Annotated in this window: 22 protein-coding genes; 20 read left to right on the top strand and 2 right to left on the bottom strand. The window is 31.8% G+C overall.

Annotation, left to right across the window (positions count from 1 at the left end):
- Nucleotides 1-954 carry a glycosylasparaginase gene (locus tag B5G32_RS00785; protein ID WP_087304482.1) on the top strand — a complete coding sequence of 318 codons (954 nt, stop codon included), beginning with the start codon at nt 1-3 and terminating at the stop codon, nt 952-954.
- Between the two features lie 10 nt (nt 955-964).
- Nucleotides 965-1,705: a copper homeostasis protein CutC gene (locus B5G32_RS00780; RefSeq protein ID WP_087304481.1), complete on the top strand. Its 741-nt coding sequence runs from the start codon at nt 965-967 to the stop codon at nt 1,703-1,705.
- Nucleotides 1,706-1,711: 6 nt separating this feature from the next.
- Here the strand turns inward: B5G32_RS00780 and B5G32_RS00775 are convergent, their stop codons facing one another.
- Nucleotides 1,712-2,284, bottom strand: a complete 573-nt coding sequence (locus tag B5G32_RS00775) for a CYTH domain-containing protein (RefSeq protein WP_087296785.1) — start codon at nt 2,282-2,284, stop codon at nt 1,712-1,714.
- 80 nt (nt 2,285-2,364) lie between these two features.
- Between B5G32_RS00775 and B5G32_RS00770 the strand changes: the two genes are divergently transcribed.
- Nucleotides 2,365-3,141, top strand: coding sequence for an NAD kinase (locus tag B5G32_RS00770; protein ID WP_087245042.1), 777 nt, complete (start codon nt 2,365-2,367; stop codon nt 3,139-3,141).
- Nucleotides 3,138-3,959 carry an RluA family pseudouridine synthase gene (locus B5G32_RS00765; protein WP_087935508.1) on the top strand — a complete coding sequence of 274 codons (822 nt, stop codon included), beginning with the start codon at nt 3,138-3,140 and terminating at the stop codon, nt 3,957-3,959. The genes B5G32_RS00770 and B5G32_RS00765 overlap by 4 nt, the downstream gene beginning before the upstream one ends.
- On the opposite strand, the gene B5G32_RS00760 is transcribed toward B5G32_RS00765, so the two are convergent.
- Nucleotides 3,953-5,161 (bottom strand): FtsW/RodA/SpoVE family cell cycle protein, encoded by a 1,209-nt coding sequence (locus B5G32_RS00760; protein ID WP_087935507.1) that lies wholly within the window; start codon nt 5,159-5,161, stop codon nt 3,953-3,955. The two genes, B5G32_RS00765 and B5G32_RS00760, sit on opposite strands and share 7 nt — an antisense overlap.
- An 80-nt stretch (nt 5,162-5,241) precedes the next feature.
- Between B5G32_RS00760 and B5G32_RS00755 the strand changes: the two genes are divergently transcribed.
- From B5G32_RS00755 to B5G32_RS00685, 16 genes are all read left to right on the top strand, one after another.
- Complete coding sequence (locus B5G32_RS00755) at nt 5,242-5,589, top strand: PTS sugar transporter subunit IIB (protein ID WP_087245039.1); 348 nt, start codon at nt 5,242-5,244, stop codon at nt 5,587-5,589.
- A 215-nt stretch (nt 5,590-5,804) separates the two neighbouring features.
- Entirely contained in the window at nt 5,805-7,877 is a 2,073-nt protein-coding gene (gene pflB / locus B5G32_RS00750) for a formate C-acetyltransferase (protein ID WP_087245038.1), read from the top strand.
- A gap of 17 nt (nt 7,878-7,894) precedes the next feature.
- Nucleotides 7,895-8,101, top strand: coding sequence for a hypothetical protein (locus B5G32_RS00745; RefSeq protein WP_087245037.1), 207 nt, complete (start codon nt 7,895-7,897; stop codon nt 8,099-8,101).
- A gap of 14 nt (nt 8,102-8,115) precedes the next feature.
- A complete protein-coding gene (gene grcA3 / locus B5G32_RS00740) occupies nt 8,116-8,358 on the top strand; it encodes an autonomous glycyl radical cofactor GrcA3 (protein WP_087245036.1) in 243 nt (80 codons plus the stop codon).
- Between the two features lie 263 nt (nt 8,359-8,621).
- A complete protein-coding gene (locus tag B5G32_RS00735) occupies nt 8,622-9,182 on the top strand; it encodes a chromate transporter (RefSeq protein WP_087304477.1) in 561 nt (186 codons plus the stop codon).
- Nucleotides 9,179-9,739 (top strand): chromate transporter, encoded by a 561-nt coding sequence (locus B5G32_RS00730; protein WP_087935506.1) that lies wholly within the window; start codon nt 9,179-9,181, stop codon nt 9,737-9,739. The genes B5G32_RS00735 and B5G32_RS00730 overlap by 4 nt, the downstream gene beginning before the upstream one ends.
- Nucleotides 9,740-9,848: 109 nt before the next feature.
- Nucleotides 9,849-10,025 (top strand): hypothetical protein, encoded by a 177-nt coding sequence (locus tag B5G32_RS13735; RefSeq protein WP_158093935.1) that lies wholly within the window; start codon nt 9,849-9,851, stop codon nt 10,023-10,025.
- 234 nt (nt 10,026-10,259) lie between these two features.
- Complete coding sequence (locus tag B5G32_RS00725; protein WP_087245033.1) at nt 10,260-10,475, top strand: hypothetical protein; 216 nt, start codon at nt 10,260-10,262, stop codon at nt 10,473-10,475.
- 1 nt (nt 10,476) lies between these two features.
- Nucleotides 10,477-10,749, top strand: coding sequence for a hypothetical protein (locus B5G32_RS00720; protein WP_087245032.1), 273 nt, complete (start codon nt 10,477-10,479; stop codon nt 10,747-10,749).
- Between the two features lie 226 nt (nt 10,750-10,975).
- A complete protein-coding gene (gene pflA / locus B5G32_RS00715) occupies nt 10,976-11,722 on the top strand; it encodes a pyruvate formate-lyase-activating protein (protein WP_204209554.1) in 747 nt (248 codons plus the stop codon).
- Between the two features lie 38 nt (nt 11,723-11,760).
- Nucleotides 11,761-13,509 (top strand): DUF4037 domain-containing protein, encoded by a 1,749-nt coding sequence (locus tag B5G32_RS00710; RefSeq protein WP_087935505.1) that lies wholly within the window; start codon nt 11,761-11,763, stop codon nt 13,507-13,509.
- Between the two features lie 3 nt (nt 13,510-13,512).
- On the top strand, nt 13,513-14,124 hold the full coding sequence (locus B5G32_RS00705; protein WP_087245030.1) for a DUF4125 family protein: 612 nt from the start codon (nt 13,513-13,515) through the stop codon (nt 14,122-14,124).
- A 59-nt stretch (nt 14,125-14,183) separates the two neighbouring features.
- Nucleotides 14,184-14,483, top strand: coding sequence for a PTS sugar transporter subunit IIB (locus B5G32_RS00700; protein ID WP_087245029.1), 300 nt, complete (start codon nt 14,184-14,186; stop codon nt 14,481-14,483).
- Nucleotides 14,484-14,535: 52 nt separating this feature from the next.
- Complete coding sequence (locus tag B5G32_RS00695; RefSeq protein ID WP_087935504.1) at nt 14,536-15,768, top strand: metallophosphoesterase; 1,233 nt, start codon at nt 14,536-14,538, stop codon at nt 15,766-15,768.
- A 57-nt stretch (nt 15,769-15,825) separates the two neighbouring features.
- Nucleotides 15,826-16,707, top strand: coding sequence for an ROK family protein (locus B5G32_RS00690; protein ID WP_087935503.1), 882 nt, complete (start codon nt 15,826-15,828; stop codon nt 16,705-16,707).
- A gap of 89 nt (nt 16,708-16,796) precedes the next feature.
- Complete coding sequence (locus B5G32_RS00685; RefSeq protein WP_087304472.1) at nt 16,797-16,988, top strand: PspC domain-containing protein; 192 nt, start codon at nt 16,797-16,799, stop codon at nt 16,986-16,988.
- The last annotated feature ends 452 nt before the right edge of the window (nt 16,989-17,440 follow it).

The raw sequence follows: 17,440 nt of genomic DNA, 5'->3' as shown, positions 1-17,440 counted from the left end.
ATGTGGGGGATTATTGCAACTTGGCGTATGGCTAAGGAAGGGATTGAAAAAGCTGAAAAAATATTAGATAGTCAAGGTGATGCTGGTGATGCTATTGAAATAGCTATTAAAGAAGTGGAAGATTTTCCTTATTATAAGTCAGTGGGATATGGTGGATTACCTAATGAAGCCATGGAAGTAGAATTAGATGCAGCATACATGAATGGAGATACTTTAAGTGTTGGAGCAGTGGCTTCTCTTCAAGATTTTGCAAATCCTATATCAATTGCCAGACGTTTATCGCATGAAACAGTCAATTGCATGCTGGTTGGTCAAGGGGCTGAAAGTTTTGCCAGTCAGGAAGGTTTTGAAAGAAAGAATATGCTTACGGATCGTGCTAAGATTCATTATAAAAATCGCATCAAAGAAGAGCAATCAAAACTCCAGCCATATGCTGGTCATGATACAGTTGGGATGGTGTGTTTAGATGATTCAGGTAAGATGACAGCAGCGACATCAACGAGTGGATTGTTTATGAAGAAAAAAGGGCGAGTTGGCGATTCACCTATTATAGGTTCAGGTTTTTATGTGGATTCACAAATTGGAGGAGCTTCAGCGACAGGCTTAGGTGAAGATTTAATGAAGGGATGTATTTCTTATGAAATCGTCAGACTCATGGCACAGGGAATGCATCCGCAAAAAGCTTGTGAAAAAGCTGTTTTTGAACTTGAACAAAAGTTAATCAAAAGACGAGGGCATGCAGGGGATTTATCTGTTGTGGCTATGAATAAAGATGGCGAATTTGGTGTAGCAAGTAATATTGAAGCATTTTCTTTTGTCGTTTGTTTACCACATTTAAAACCAACTGTTTATCTGGTACAAAGAGAAGGAAATCATTGTACCTATCAACCCGCCAGTCAACAATGGCTTGATGAATATATGCAAACACGCATGGCCCCATTGAAAGAAAAGTAGAGGAGATTGTATGAAACCAATAGTAGAAATTTGTTGTGGGAGTTATAGTGATGCTTTAGCGGCATGGAAAGCTGGAGCAACACGCATTGAATTGAATAGTGCTTTATCATTAGGTGGTCTGACACCTACATTGGCTACATTGAAAATGACAAAGCAAAATACAGGTTTAAAAGTCATAACAATGATTCGCCCTAGGGGTGCTGGTTTTTGTTATGATGAAGAAGAATATGAAGTGATGAAACAGGATGCAAAGATCATGTTAGAAAATGGAGCAGATGGCTTGGCATTTGGATTTTTAGATGCATCAGGACATATTGATGAAAAACGTACTCAAGAATTTGTTGAGCTCATCCATGCCTATCATAAGGAAGCTGTTTTTCATCGTGCTTTTGACTGTGTGGATGATCCTTTTCAGGCTATTGAAATATTGATTCAATTAGGTGTTGATCGTCTTTTAACAAGTGGTTTAAAAGCAAAAGCGATAGATGCTCTTGAACTTTTAGAAAAGCTTCAACAGCGTTATGGACAAGATATAGAAATCTTAGTTGGTAGTGGTGTGAATGCTTCAAATGTTTTAGAAATCTTACAGAAAACAAAAGTGCAACAGGTACATAGTTCCTGTAAAGATTGGGTTGAAGATGCTTCAACGATAGCAAAAGATGTTTCTTTTGCTTATGCGCCTGCTCCACATGAAAAAGATTATGAAATCGTCAGTCAAAAATTAGTTGAAAACATACTTCAGCAATTATAAAAACAGTCACTTATGACTGTTTTTATATGCTTCAAAAGCACGTGCAACTTTACTTGGACAATTGTGTTGATAGTGTAAATGATAAGGCTCAATGATTTTTAAAAATTGTGAGAATCCTTGGGTTTCATCATTGACTTCAAATTCTAGTTCATAATCATGTTGATCTAAATAAGTATTTTCATCTAAAGATAAAACACCTTCAGGTAATTGAATATCATAACGATGGGTTGTTAATGAAAAGGGATGTTGTAATTCATTGATCTTAATGCCATCATTTTCTAAAATATCCGTAATTTCATTTTTTAAACGATATTGCAAAAATAAATTTTTTTCTGTTTCTGTTAAAGACAGATTGGTTTCTAAACGATGATTTTGATAAGGTCTTTTTAAAGTGAGTTCGTACTGATTGTTTTTAGTACGAATACGTAACATATATTTTTTTTGAGATAAAATAGGGTGAGTGAAATAATCGTTGATTTGGATATAATCTTTTGTTATTTTATTTTGATAATCATGAAGAATTTGATGGAAGATATCTTGAGTTAAAAGAATTTTATATTCTATTTCTAATTGTTGCATTGAAATCACCTCACCTTATTTTATCTTGTATTGCATTCTATTGCAATTTTTATATAATATAAATCATAGGTGGTGAAGTTATGAAAACATATGCAATTGTATGTAAACAAGATCAGGAATCTATCACACTCAGTGAAAAATTAAAAGAACAGTTAAATACGTTTTTAACATATAATGAAAAAGAACCAGATATCGTGATTAGCGTAGGTGGCGATGGAACAATGCTTTATAGTGTGCATAAATATATAGATGCGATTGATCGTGTTGCTTTCATTGGAATTCATACAGGAACGCTGGGATTTTTAACTGATTATCAGCGTGATGAATATCTACAGCTTGTTTTGGATATTCAAAATGGACAGCATCGTATTTATGAACGTCATTTGTTGGAAGTGTCTTGCTTAGAAGGAACATATTTTGCTTTAAATGAAGTGAGAATTGAAAATAATCGTCGTTCTCAGGTTATGGATGTTTATATTAATGATGAATATTTTGAAACTTTTAGGGGAAATGGTCTATGTGTATCAACCCCAGTAGGATCAACAGCCTATAATAAATCTTTAGGAGGCGCTGTTATTAATACTTGTACAGGATTGATGCAGTTAAGTGAAATTGCAGGTATTCACCATAATGCTTATCGCTCACTAGGCTCTTCTTTGATTCTTGATCAATCGCATACAATTCGTTTTCAGTCACAAAGTTATCAGGGGGCTATTCTTGGCGTTGATCATCTGGTTATTGATTTAAAAGATAAGGATTGTATCTGTGTCAAAATGTCTTCCAAAAAAGCACGTTTTTTACAATATAGAAATGTGTCTTTTACACAGCGTTTAAAAAGGGCATATCTGAATTCATGAAACAATATTGGATTATAGATGAACCTTGTGTTATTGGTGAGTTTCTTTTACGTCATGGAATCAGTCAAAAAGCAATCAAAGCTATTAAAATGAAGGGAGAAATTCTGGTAGATGGAAAACATCAGACAGTTCGATATCTATTGCAGGTTGGGGAAACCTTAACCATTATTTATCCACCAGAAGACAATCATATGGTACCAGTTGAAATACCATTAAAGATTGTCTATGAAGATGATTATTTATTGGTTGTTGATAAGCCTAAGGGATTGCCTTCGATTCCAACTCGTCAGCATCCCTATTATACTTTAGCGAATGCTTTAACTTTTTATTATCAGCAAATTCATTTGAATTCAACTATTCATCTTGTTAATCGTTTAGATAAAGATACCAGCGGATTAATGATTGTTGCAAAATATCGTTATATTCATGATAAAATCATGAAAGATCTCCAGCATATTGATAGACGTTATCGTGCTCATGTTAAAGGGATAGTCAAAGCGGGTGGAACCATTCGTTTGCCTATTTATAAAGAAGAATTCCAAATGAAACGTATAATTGATAAACGTGGGAAAGAATCTTGTACGCACTATACTGTCAAAGCTATAAAACATGATAGAACCCTATTAGAAATGAAACTTGAAACAGGAAGAACACATCAGATTAGAGTTCATATGGCTGCTATTAATCATCCTTTGATTGGTGATAGTCTATATGGTGATGGTCAGGGCAATTTTGATTTAGATAGTTATATGGTTGGATTTGTACATCCAGTTACAAAACAAAAGATTGTTATAACAAAAAAACAGGTCTGTTATTGAATCACAGATCTGTTTTTCATAATATTATTTTGAGTGTTGATATCAATAAATAATGCAACTGCAATCATGTAAGATAAAAGTGAAGACCCACCATAAGAAATAAATGGCAATGTAATACCTGTAATAGGTAATAGACCTAAAATCATACCCATATTCCATATCTGCTGAAACAACAGCATGCCAATAATACCGATGGTCATGAACTTATCTTGCTGATTGGTAGAATCAAGACCAATCTTTAAAATGATGATATCAAAAGCAACAATAGCCCCAACGGTAATCAAACCACCAACAAAACCATAATTTGTTAAAATAACAGCAAAGATAAAATCAGTCTGCGCTTCTGGAAAGACTTTAATGACAGATTGGAAACCATGTCCAAGCCATCCGGCACTTCCATAAGAAAGTAAAGAATTAAACAATTGATATCCTTCTTTGTTGTATGTGCCTTCAGGATCAAGCCATCCATAAAAACGATCAACTTGATGGGAACTTAAAAACTTTTCAAAAATCTCAGGTTGATAAACAAAGAGATAGGCTCCTATCAACAATATAATACCAATCAAACCAAAACCAAAAATGAACCATTGCTTTCTAAGACCACTGGAAAAAATAACAAAAGCAGCACCAACTAATAAAATCAAAACAACACCCGTATCATTTTGAAGTAAAACAAGTAAAGCAGGGGGAATGACGACTTTCATACATTTCCAGATATATTTGATTTCTGTTTCTGTCGTATGAATGAGATAATAATCATTATGCTCTTTTGTGATTCTCGCTAAGGCGATAACGATGGCAATTTTCATAAATTCTGATGGTTGTATACTTAAAAAAGGAAAGTTAAACCATGAGGTTGCCCCCCCAGCCGTATTGACCAGAGGAATAATATGATGACCAGACCATAATCTTGTATAAATGAAATGCTCGATAGCCAAAATAATTAAGAGAACCATCAATATCCAATAGATAATCCAGATTTTATCATAAATCTGATCTTTCCCTATTTTATATATAATAAAAACCATAACTGCAGAAATTATATAAAAAGCGCCTTGTTTTAACCATAATGTTTCAGGATTTCCAACTTTATTAGAAATCATAGGCGTAGCACTTAAAATAGCAAAACAGCTAATCAATGCCAGAATACAAATGATACAAATCAATGGTTGTTCACGACAGAGTTTTTTGATTTGTTCCATGACATTGCTCCTTTCTTTTTTTATCTTCTTATAGTATACTATAAAAAAGAAATACTTCAATTAAAAAAGGATGTGAAAATATGGATGTTGAATATATTTTTGTTGTGATTGCGATTATTTTGGCTTTGATTTTACTTTATTTTGGATTTATTCATTTTATTAAGAATAAACGTTTAGATCAGGAAATGAAATCAACATTACCGATTGAAGAATTATTGCAAGCCCTTGGTGGGAAAAACAATATTAAAGAAGTACGTAGCAGTGCTTCTAAAGTTACAGTTGTATTGGATAATCAACAGCTTGTCGATATTGAAAAAATCAGATCTTTAGGAGCAAGTGGAATTGTTGAAGGAAAAGACAGTTTATCAATGATTTTTGGGAGACAGTCAGAAAATATAGAAGCTGATATGAAGAGATATATAGGATAACCTGTATATCTTTTTTTTGTAAAGATTTTGTAAAAAAATCAATTTTTGAAGCATATAAATAGCATTAAAAAAAAGAATCTGTTATATTGTAGTTGTCAAGTTCCAGCGACTCATTTTATGGCAGAAAATTGCGAAAAAAAACAAGTTATTTTATTGTTTCAATAGTATATTAGTGCTATAATGAATGAGAAATAAACAAACAGGGGGTTTAGAAAATGACATTTAAAGAAAAATGGAATGATGCTTGGGATGGTTTCCAAGCAGGGAAATGGAACAAGGAAGTGAATTTAAGAGATTTCATTCAATTAAACTACACACCATATGATGGTGATGATTCTTTCTTGGCTGGTCCTACTCAAAACACAAAAGATTTATGGGCACAAGTTATGGATTTAACTAAGCAAGAAAGAGAAGCTGGTGGAGTTTTAGATATGGATACAAAAGTTGTATCAACATTAACTTCACATGATGCTGGTTATTTAGACAGATCTAAAGAAAAAATTGTTGGTGTTCAAACTGATAAACCTTTCAAAAGATCTTTACAACCATTTGGTGGTATCCGTATTGCTGAACAAGCTTGTGAAACAAATGGATATAAAGTAGATCCAGAAGTTTCTTATATTTTCAGAGAATACAGAAAAACACATAACCAAGGTGTATTTGATGTTTATACTCCAGAAATTAGAGCTTGTCGTTCTTCACATATTATCACTGGTTTACCAGATGGATATGGACGTGGACGTATTATTGGTGACTACCGTAGAGTTGCACTTTATGGTGTAGATAAATTAATTGAAGATAAGAAAAATCAATTTGCGACAACTGAAAAGAGAATGACTTCTAAAGTTATTCAATTACGTGAAGAATTAAGTGAACAAATTAGAGCTTTAAGTGAATTAAAAGAAATGGCTGCAAAATATGGTTTTGATATTTCTAAACCAGCAACTAACTGCCAAGAAGCTATTCAATGGTTATATTTTGGATATTTAGGTGCAGTTAAAGAACAAAATGGTGCAGCAATGTCTTTAGGACGTACTTCTACATTCATTGATATCTATGTAGAAAGAGATTTAAAGAAAGGATTATTCACTGAAGAAGAAGTCCAAGAATTTATTGATCATTTCATTATGAAATTAAGAATTGTTAAATTCGCAAGAACTCCAGAATATAACTCAATTTTCGCAGGAGATCCAACTTGGGTAACTGAATCAATCGGTGGTGTTGGTGTTGACGGACGTCATATGGTTACTAAGACTTCATTTAGATATTTACATACATTATCTAACTTAGGAACAGCTCCTGAACCAAATATGACAGTTTTATGGTCAACTCGTTTACCAGAAAACTTCAAAGCATTCTGTGCAAAAACTTCAATTGAAACTTCATCAATTCAATATGAAAACGATGACTTAATGAGAGTAACTCATGGTGACGACTATGCAATTGCATGTTGTGTATCTTCAATGAGAGTTGGAAAAGAAATGCAATTCTTTGGTGCACGTGCTAACTTAGCTAAATGTTTATTATACGCTATCAACGGTGGTGTAGATGAAAAAACTAAGAAACAAGTTGGACCAAAATATAGACCAGTTGAAGGTGATTACTTAGATTACGAAGATGTTAAAGCTAAATTTGTAGATATGATGTCTTGGTTAGCTGGTGTATATGTTAACGCATTAAATATCATTCATTATATGCATGATAAATATGCTTATGAAAGAATTCAAATGGCATTACATGATAGAGAAGTTAAACGTTATTTCGCAACAGGTATTGCTGGATTATCAGTCGTTGCTGACTCTTTATCAGCTATTAAATATGCTAAAGTTAAATGTATTAGAGATGAAGATGGCGTTGTTGTTGATTACGAAGTAGAAGGAGATTTCCCTAAATATGGTAACGATGATGACAGAGTTGATGAAATTGCAACTTGGTTAGTTGAAACTTTCATGGCAATGGTACGTTCTCATCATACTTATAGAAATTCTTATCCTACAACTTCAATCTTAACAATTACTTCTAACGTTGTATATGGTAAAGCTACAGGTAATACTCCTGATGGTAGAAAAGCTGGTCAGCCATTTGCTCCAGGTGCTAACCCAATGCATGGTAGAGATTCTCATGGTGCTATTTCTTCATTATCATCAGTTGCTAAATTACCATTCAAAGATGCACAAGATGGTATTTCAAATACATTTACTGTCATCCCTGGTGCTTTAGGAAAAGATGATCAAGTTTTCGCTGGTGACTTAGATATCGAATCAATTAAAAACGGAAATCTTGATTAATAGAAAGAAGTGAAAACATGGCTACTCAAAAAGAAATTGATGAACTAGTCAAAATGTTAGATGGTCGCATGAGCTCTGGTTCAGGACATGTTAATGTTAAAGTGAATGAAGATGCTCATATTGAAATGGAAGAAGTCACTGTTGTGTCAAAGATGGATTGTGATAGTGGTGATACTGCTTGTAAGATTCCAAATTTACCAATGGATGACGATGATGAATTTTAAAGGAGGAGAAAATCATGGCTGCAAGTGAACAACAAGTTGAAAATTTAGTTGGAATGTTAGATGCTTATGCTTCAAAAGGAGGACATCATTTAAATGTTAATGTTTTAAACAGAGATACATTACTTGATGCTCAAAAACATCCTGAAAAATATCCACAATTAACTATTCGTGTTTCTGGATATGCTGTTAACTTTGTTAAATTAACAAAAGAACAACAAGATGATGTTATTTCTCGTACATTCCACGAAGCAATGTAATGAGGATGAAAAAGGTGCTGAGTTAAGCACCTTTTTTGATGTTATAAAAGAACGAAGGAGACTTATTTTTAGTGGGATTTTTGAATTGCATCAATAAAACAAATTTCTATGATGTCAATAGACATAGGAAAATGATTATTTATGAAAATTATATATAATGAATAAAAAATCATTTATTGTAATGAGCTGATTCTTATATTTACAAGTTATAGAAAAACAAACGGATTGTTTGTTTTAATGAAGTTCAAGAAAGAAGTGATGGGATGAAGAATAATAAATTAATACAATTATTTGTATCTACACTTTATTTAAGTGCCTTTACTTTTGGTGGAGGATATGTCATTGTGACATTGATGAAAAAGAAGTTTGTGGATACACTTCATTGGATTGATCAAGATGAAATGTTAGATTTAGTGGCTATAGCACAATCATCACCAGGAGCTATTGCGGTGAATGGAGCCATTGTGGTTGGATATAAAATAGCAGATATACCAGGATTACTGGTTTCTATATTAGGAACAGTTATTCCTCCTTTTATCATTATATCTGCCATTTCTGTGTTTTATGAAATATTTCAATCCAATATTTATGTTAAATTGATATTGGATGGAATGCAGGCAGGTGTAGGTGCAGTGATTTGTTCTGTTGTTTATGATATGTCAAAAGATCTTATCAAAACAAAGAGTTGGATGAACAATGCTATTATGATGATTGCATTTGTTGTCACATGTTTCTTTAATGTCAATGTGATTTATGTGATATTGATTTGTATTGCTATAGGGATTGTCAGAACGTTTTATCATAAAGGAAGTGATCATGTATGATTTTGCTGGAACTTTTTTTGAGCTTTTTACAGGTGGGATTGTTTAGTTTTGGTGGTGGATATGCAGCCTTGCCATTGATTCAAAATCAGGTGGTGACATTACATCATTGGTTATCACTGAGTGAGTTTACTGATTTGGTCACAATTTCTCAAATGACACCTGGTCCTATTGCGATTAATTCTGCTACATTTGTTGGTCAAAAAATTGCTGGTATATGGGGAGCTATATTTGCAACCATTGGATGTATACTCCCATCATGCATCATTGTTTCTTTGTTAGCTTATCTCTATTTAAAATATAGAAAATTATCTATGTTACAAGGTATATTAGAAACGTTAAGACCAGCTGTTGTTGCGATGATTGCAACTGCTGGTGTGTCTATATTAGTCAGTGCTTTTTTTGGAGAAAATACAGTCCATACTTTATCATCTATGCGCATTGATATGATGATTATATTTGCAATTGGAATGATTTTATTACAGTATAAAAAGATGGATCCTATATATGTGATGATATTATGTGGTATGATGAAACTGATTGAATATTTGATATTGTAAAGAAAATTTTATCTTTAAGTGGACTAAAAAATGTTTTGAAGTCTTCCTTATGAAAAGGAAATTATTGATTATGAAACAATGAGGAATTTAATAGGTGGTATGATTACTTATGTTTCATATGTATGGTTTTAAAGATTATAAGTTTGAAATAATTGTTGATAATGAGTTTTTACTAAAAAGATTTTCTATCACATTTAATGTATTAGATTTGGAAAGTAATGCATTCCAAAATCCTTTAGTTGGCTCTGCCATTATCGTAAAATATGATAGCGAAGATAATACCTAAGTATTAACAAGGCTAGAAATCTTATATGTCATGATATTCTGTGTTGATCGTTTCGAAAATAATTTCTTTGTTTTATTAGATAACCAACATATTAATAGAATCAATGAGATGCTATCTATTCTGTTTGGAAATAATGGGTGGGTCATTTGACCTACCCTTATAAATATAATATATGGATAAGAATGTTTTAAATTTGGTATATAAATGGTATAATTAAAAAAAGGAGTGATTGTAATGGATTTAAATCAAAAAATAGATATAAAAGATTTTCCAAGTTTAAATGACGTTTGCATAGTTCCAAAGAATATTTTAAATGAATTAATCGATTATTATAAATCTAATGAATATATAAAAAAGCATGTAAAAGAGGCAGAAGAAATTGTATTAGATAAGAGAAAAAGTTATACTCATGAAGAAATGATTGCTATATTAAAAAAAGAAGGATTATAGTATGTATAATATCAAATATAATGAAAGTATATTTATATTTGCTCAGGAAAATCATATAGTTATATCTGATATATTGGAACATATAAAAGACAATATCGAAAAATTTCCATATATGTATCCACTATATAATCGTCATGGAGTTAGTAATAAAAATTGTAGAGTTGTAAAAATACCAAATAGAAATTTAGAAATACTATATATTATTTTTGAAGATAATAAGATTGTTGTTATTGAAGATATTGCTTATTTAAACTCATCAGTAAAATTGAAATAATATTTAATCCTATTTAATAGAATTAAATATTATTTTTTTAACTGATAATGATGAGTATATTATTTACATGTTTAAAAGTAGTTATATTATCATTGTTTAAGTTAACAAATTTTATTCTACGCTTACGATAATGTTACATTTTGTTACTTTTTGTTTGAAAAATAAAACATATGAAATGATATTTTATAGAAAATATGTTAAAATAATAAAGAAAGTTGGTGAGATAATGAAAGGATATATTCATTCTTTAGAAAGTTGTGGAACTGTTGATGGTCCTGGAATCCGTTTTGTAGTCTTTTTTCAAGGTTGTCCAATGCGTTGTTTATACTGTCATAACCCTGATACATGGAAACCAAATACGGGAACACAGATGACAGTTGATGAAATTCTCAAAGAATTTAATACAAAGAAAGAGTTTTATAAAAACGGGGGAATCACTTGTACAGGTGGAGAACCCATGATGCAATTAGATTTCCTGATAGAATTATTTGAAAGATGTCGTGAAGAAAATATTCACACATGTCTAGATACGTCAGGGATTACTTTTCATAAAAATCCTGAATATTTAAAGAAATTAGATCGTTTGTTAGCTTCAACAAATTTAATTATGTTAGATATTAAACATATTGATCCTGAAGAACACAAAAAGTTAACTGCACAACCTAATGATATGATATTGAAATTTGCTAAATATGTAGATGATAAGGGTATTGATTTATGGATCAGACATGTTGTTGTTCCAACAATTACACAAAATGATGAATATTTATATCGTTTAGGCCAGTTTATCGCAACCCTTAAACATGTCAAAGCTCTAGATGTTTTACCATATCATACTATGGGTGTTGCTAAATATAAGAACTTAGGTATTGATTATCCATTGGAAGGTATTCCACCATTAGATAAAAAAGATGCCGTCACAGCAAGAGAAGTTGTTTTAAAAGGTATGAAAGATGCACTCAATCATAAATAGACACCCATGTGTCTATTTATTTTTAAAGGAGAATATTCATGACTATACAGGAATTACAGAAACAATTAGATGAAATGTATGCCAATAATGAATTGGATGAAGCTTATGCTTTTTTAGTTGAACAAGTCAATCTTGCTGTTCAAAGACAGGATAATGCAACGATTTTATTTTTGCTTAATGAAATGATAGGTTACTTTCGTGTTACTTCACAGTTTCAATCTGGGAATCAGATTGCTTTACAGATATTTAAAATTCTTGACATGTGTGGACTTGAAGAAACGATTGATGGTGCTACATCATATATCAATATAGCCACTTTTTATCGTGTACAGGGAAAATATCAGGAAGCTTTATCGCTTTATCAAAAGACAGAAAAGATTTATCATCATGAATTAGAACCATATGATGAACTTTATAGTGCCTTTTATAATAATTTAAGCCTGTTATATCAGGAAATGGGTGATTATCATCAAGCTATTGACATGCAAAAGAAAGCTTTGGCGATTGTTGAACAACTGGATGATTATAGAATTGAAGAAGCCATTACTTATACAAATCTTTCACAAATGTATTTAAGTATCAATCAAAATGATAAAGCTCAAAAATGTTTACATCAGGCGATCTCTCTTTTTCAACAATATGGACCTCATGATCCACATTATTTTGCTTCATTAGCGACTTTAGCGCAAAGCCATTATATGCAAAAAGATTATGTAAAAGCTTTAGATATTTATCATCGTGTCTTACATTTCATAGAGAGTGTCTATGGACAAAATAAAGATTATCAGACAATTCAAAAGAATATTGACAGAATTCAAAAAGAAATGAAGACAATCAAAGGTTTAGATTTGTGTGAAGCTTTTTATCAACAATATGGCAGAAACATGATAGAAGAAGAGTTTTCAGAAATTAAACCATATATGGCGGTTGGATTATTGGGAATGGGGTCAGATTGTCTGGGGTATGATGATGAGATTTCTCATGACCATGATTTTGGACCTGGTTTTTGTATTTTGCTTCCTCATGATATTTATCAGCAGTATCATAAACAGATACAGGCCAGTTATCAAAAGCTACCACAAGAATTCATGGGTATTCAAAGATTAACCTCAGCTCATGGAAATGGAAGAGTCGGTGTTTTTGAAACTGAAATCTTTTTTAAACAGTTTTTAAGACAAATACCACAAACTTTAGATGATTGGTTATATGCTGATGAAAATGCTCTTTTAGCTTGTACAAATGGACGTATTTTTGAGGATAATTATGGTCAAGTGACTCAAATCAGACAATATTTAAGTTATTATCCAGAAGATATCCGTATTAAAAAAATAGCCCGTTGTTTAGCTAAAATGGCACAATCTGGTCAATATAATTATGCCAGATGTATGCAAAGAGAAGATGAAGTTGCTGCGACGCTGGCATTGAATGAGTTTATAGATCAGACATTATCTCTTCTCTATTTACTGAATAAAAAATATAAGCCTTATTATAAATGGAGTTATTATGGATTAAAAGATTGTACATGTTTACAGGCAGTCACACCACTGCTTTTACAATTGGTTCAATTGCCATCTCAAAAGCAACATTGGCCTCAAAAGAACAATATTATTAATACTGATGATCAAAAAGTTGTGTTGATTGAAAAAATATGTCAGTTAGTCATTGGTGAACTTCATCGACAGGGCTTATCGACAAGTGATGATGATTTTTTAGACAATCACACACTGGAAGTCATGTCACATATTCAAGATGACCATATACGCATGAAACATGTTATGGAGGGATAGAAAATGGTTGATGAAATTGTACAATTAGAATGGGATTTTTTTCAACAGGTTCATCATATTGATGGCCGTGCCAGTTGTCAGGATGATTTTGAAACATTTTATCTACAAAGAAAAAGTCAGTTTGAAGCTTTTTATCAAAATGTTCAAAAAGCTTGTCTACAAGATTTAAAACTAGCTCAACAAATAGGGAGAAATCCAGTCATGGAAAAATATGCCTATATGATGGAAAGTACGGATCCAGAATATTTTAATACGATTCGAGATCAGTTACCTGCTGTTGATCAACAAAAGAAAGACTTTATTAATGCTTTATGTGATATTGAAGTATCAATGCGTGAAGATATGAATGATCAATATCCTTATTTATTATCTCAAGCCCGTTTCACTCATTCTTTGGAAGATGAAAAAGATGATACCTCATTTGAAACTTATTTAAGAGGTGAATTAATGACTTATAGTGATGAAACATTATATTTATATGGTCAAATGGTTTTGGATATGGTTCAAAAGAATGAAAATTTAATTGAAAAAATATTAATGAATACAGTAAAAGCTTATGGTTATGCTTCTTTAGAAGATGCAAATAAATTTATAATGGATAGTGAAAAGAAATAGAAGTCAATATCAAAATGTGGTAAAATAATAGTAGGGAACTAAAAAGGAGGAATATAATCATGAAAATCTTATTGTGTTGTTTGGCTGGTGTAACATCTACTTTGTTTGCTTCAAAATTAAAAGATGCTGCTTCAAGAAAGAGAGTTGACGCAACAGTTTGGTCTGCTTCAGAACATGCAGTAGAATATTCAAGTAATCTTGCTGATGTTATTCTTGTAGAACCTCAATTAAAAGGATCATATGAAAAAATCAAAGCAGACAACCCTGATAAACCAGTCATTTTAATTAGCGATGATGATTTTAAGAATTTCAATGCACAAAAGATTTTTGATATGGCATATGATGCTTGTCAAAAATAATAGGGATAATCAAGAATGAATAGCTTAGCTATCCATTCTTTTTAGATGTGTTATGAAAAAGATTATTTATTGTCTTATTTTTTGTCTTTGTCTGATGGGATGTCAATCAAAAACATTAAGTGAAAAAGAAGATTTAAAAATCATTGTCGCAAGTGATATACATTATTTTTTAAAGGATTATTATCAGGATTGTGAATGGTTTGAAGATTCCATGTTATATGGTGATGGCAAGATGGTCACTTATGGCGATGAGATTGTGGAGGCTTTTGTACAGGCGGTTATCCAGGAAAAGCCTGATCTTGTTGTTTTGACAGGTGATTTAAGCTTTAATGGAGAAAAAGGCAGTCATCAGAAATTGGCTCAGAAACTAGAACAATTAAAAGAAAAGAACATTCAGGTTGCTGTTATACCAGGAAATCATGATATTGATAATATCTATACAAAAGGTTATGGTCAAGATGATTATTTTGATGTGGATAATATTAATGCTAAGGATTTTCAGGATATTTATCAAAATCTAGGTTATCATCTGGCAACTTCGAAACATGATGAATCTTTGAGTTATCGTATTGATTTGAATCCTGATTTTGCCTTGTTGATGATGGATTCGAATGCACATGAACAAACAGAAATGACGCTAGGAGCAGGTGGATTTTTTACAGATTCAACTATGCAATGGTTAGAAAAGCAATTTCAGGATATTCAAAAAGATGGCAAAACGCCACTCGTTGCGATGCATCATAATTTAGCGATTCACAATGAATTGTTAAATAATGGATATACCATTAATGATCATGAGAAGATTGCAAAACTGTTTTCTCAATATCATGTTCCATTTGTATTAAGTGGACATATACATTGTCAAAATATCAAAAATATTCAAGGAATCTATGATATTGCGTCTTCATCATTATTGGATGCTCCACTTCAATATGGCATTATTGAATTGAATCAGGGTCAAATGAACTATCATACCCAGTCATTATCAATTTCAGTCAATGCAGATGAGTATTTTGATACAGTTTCTGCAAATAAATTCGGTAAATCTTTACAGGGAATATCAGATACTCAAAAAAGAACAGCGATTCAAGATGTATTAGTGAAAGCCAATCGTTACTATTTTACTGGTAACATCAATCAATATGTAGATGAACTTCGCTCTAGCGATGGTTATCAATATTTACAAAATGAAGATTTAAGTTTTTATCAACAGTATTTAGAAAGTATGTTAAAGGAAACAGAATCTTCACAGTCATTACAATTATCACTTACAATGAAGAAATAACTTTTGACTAGAAACAAGTTGTGATAAAATAAAAGAAGATAATAAGGAGGAAGAAAAATGAGATTAGGTGCAATTGAAGCCGGTGGGACAAAGTTTGTTGTTGCTATTGGAGATGAAAATGGAAATGTTTTAGAAAGAGATTCTTTTCCAACAACAACACCACAAGAAACAGTTGAAAATATTTTTAAATTTTTTGATGGAAAGGACATTGAAGCTTTAGGGTTAGGATGTTTTGGACCTATTGATCCTGATTTAAAGAGTCCAACATATGGATATATTACAACAACACCTAAACCAGGGTGGACAAACTATAATATTGTAGGAGCTTTACAGGAACATTACCCTAATTTGCCAATTGGTTTTGATACAGATGTGAATGGTGCAGCACTTGGTGAAGCATACTTTGGTGCAGCCAAAGGATTAGATAGTGCTTTATATTTAACAATTGGAACTGGAATTGGTGGAGGAGCCATTGTGGAAGGAAACCTTGTTCATGGTTTACTACATCCAGAAATGGGACACATGATTCTAGAACAAAGAGAAGACGATACTTATAAAGGAAAATGTCCATATCATGGAACTTGCTTTGAAGGTTTAGCAGCAGGACCAGCCATTGAAGAAAGATGGGGAATAAAGGGAAGTGAATTACCTGAAGATCACCCTGCATGGGATTTAGAAGCATGGTATATTGCTCAGGCATTAGCAATTTATGTTTTAACAATTTCACCAAAGAAGATTATTTTAGGTGGAGGAGTTATGCATCAAAAACAATTATTCCCAATGATTCATAAATATCTTCAAGAAAGATTAAATGGTTATGTTCAAAAAGATGAAATTACAACAGATGCTATTCAGGATTATGTTGTATATCCAGGATTAGGAGATAATGCAGGTGTTTGTGGTGCATTAGCACTTGCAAAAATGGCTAACGAAAGATAAGGGAGTTCATCCCCTTTTTCTTGTTTTTAAGACTTGACAGCATATTTTTCCAGTTATAAAGTATAGAATAAGAAAATGGAGGAAATCAAATGAGTAAAAAATTATATAGATCAAAACGCGATGTCATGGTATGTGGTGTCTGTGGTGGAATTGCTGAATATTTTGACATTGATCCTACAATTGTCAGATTAATTGCAGTTGCGCTTATTTTAAGTTGGGGTACAGGTCTATTTGCTTATTTAATAGGTGCTGTTATTATCCCTAAAAATCCATATCAATAATAGGATTGATTTCACTTTTAACAATAAGGTATTCTATCTTATTGTTTTTTATTTGATAAAAAAAGATATCCTCAAGGATATCTATAAAAATAATATATCAGATCTGTTTTGACTTTATGATTTTTTATGAAAAATCTAACCCTAGATAAATGTTGGTAACTATATTTAAAATATATTGATTATATGGTCTTAAATGAAAATTCATTTGTAAAGTCACTATATCTTAGCTCACACATGGAGTTCATGATCTTCTTGTATATTCCCTTGAAAGTCGTTTTGTTATAGTAATTTTTATTCTGATCTTTCATCTTATATAGTCCAATGTAGTTCTTCAAATACTTGTCTGATATCCCTCTATATCCATGCAAAAACAATTCAATAGACGAATGCAATCTATTGACCTTATCCAATGTATATCCGTCCTTTTCTTTCTTGCCTGATGGAATCTTAAT

Origin of the sequence: Massilimicrobiota sp. An80, assembly GCF_002159255.1 — a bacterium.
GTDB lineage: Bacteria > Bacillota_I > Bacilli_A > Erysipelotrichales > Coprobacillaceae > Allocoprobacillus > Allocoprobacillus merdigallinarum.
This window is presented reverse-complemented; position numbering and strand designations above follow the sequence as displayed.

Coding starts and splice junctions, on each gene's coding strand:
- B5G32_RS00785 (WP_087304482.1), top strand. CDS start 1: ATGTGGGGGATTATTGCAACTTGGCGTATGGCTAAGGAAGGGATTGAA.
- B5G32_RS00780 (WP_087304481.1), top strand. CDS start 965: ATGAAACCAATAGTAGAAATTTGTTGTGGGAGTTATAGTGATGCTTTA.
- B5G32_RS00775 (WP_087296785.1), bottom strand. CDS start 2,284: ATGCAACAATTAGAAATAGAATATAAAATTCTTTTAACTCAAGATATC.
- B5G32_RS00770 (WP_087245042.1), top strand. CDS start 2,365: ATGAAAACATATGCAATTGTATGTAAACAAGATCAGGAATCTATCACA.
- B5G32_RS00765 (WP_087935508.1), top strand. CDS start 3,138: ATGAAACAATATTGGATTATAGATGAACCTTGTGTTATTGGTGAGTTT.
- B5G32_RS00760 (WP_087935507.1), bottom strand. CDS start 5,161: ATGGAACAAATCAAAAAACTCTGTCGTGAACAACCATTGATTTGTATC.
- B5G32_RS00755 (WP_087245039.1), top strand. CDS start 5,242: ATGGATGTTGAATATATTTTTGTTGTGATTGCGATTATTTTGGCTTTG.
- pflB (WP_087245038.1), top strand. CDS start 5,805: ATGACATTTAAAGAAAAATGGAATGATGCTTGGGATGGTTTCCAAGCA.
- B5G32_RS00745 (WP_087245037.1), top strand. CDS start 7,895: ATGGCTACTCAAAAAGAAATTGATGAACTAGTCAAAATGTTAGATGGT.
- grcA3 (WP_087245036.1), top strand. CDS start 8,116: ATGGCTGCAAGTGAACAACAAGTTGAAAATTTAGTTGGAATGTTAGAT.
- B5G32_RS00735 (WP_087304477.1), top strand. CDS start 8,622: ATGAAGAATAATAAATTAATACAATTATTTGTATCTACACTTTATTTA.
- B5G32_RS00730 (WP_087935506.1), top strand. CDS start 9,179: ATGATTTTGCTGGAACTTTTTTTGAGCTTTTTACAGGTGGGATTGTTT.
- B5G32_RS13735 (WP_158093935.1), top strand. CDS start 9,849: ATGTTTCATATGTATGGTTTTAAAGATTATAAGTTTGAAATAATTGTT.
- B5G32_RS00725 (WP_087245033.1), top strand. CDS start 10,260: ATGGATTTAAATCAAAAAATAGATATAAAAGATTTTCCAAGTTTAAAT.
- B5G32_RS00720 (WP_087245032.1), top strand. CDS start 10,477: ATGTATAATATCAAATATAATGAAAGTATATTTATATTTGCTCAGGAA.
- pflA (WP_204209554.1), top strand. CDS start 10,976: ATGAAAGGATATATTCATTCTTTAGAAAGTTGTGGAACTGTTGATGGT.
- B5G32_RS00710 (WP_087935505.1), top strand. CDS start 11,761: ATGACTATACAGGAATTACAGAAACAATTAGATGAAATGTATGCCAAT.
- B5G32_RS00705 (WP_087245030.1), top strand. CDS start 13,513: ATGGTTGATGAAATTGTACAATTAGAATGGGATTTTTTTCAACAGGTT.
- B5G32_RS00700 (WP_087245029.1), top strand. CDS start 14,184: ATGAAAATCTTATTGTGTTGTTTGGCTGGTGTAACATCTACTTTGTTT.
- B5G32_RS00695 (WP_087935504.1), top strand. CDS start 14,536: ATGAAAAAGATTATTTATTGTCTTATTTTTTGTCTTTGTCTGATGGGA.
- B5G32_RS00690 (WP_087935503.1), top strand. CDS start 15,826: ATGAGATTAGGTGCAATTGAAGCCGGTGGGACAAAGTTTGTTGTTGCT.
- B5G32_RS00685 (WP_087304472.1), top strand. CDS start 16,797: ATGAGTAAAAAATTATATAGATCAAAACGCGATGTCATGGTATGTGGT.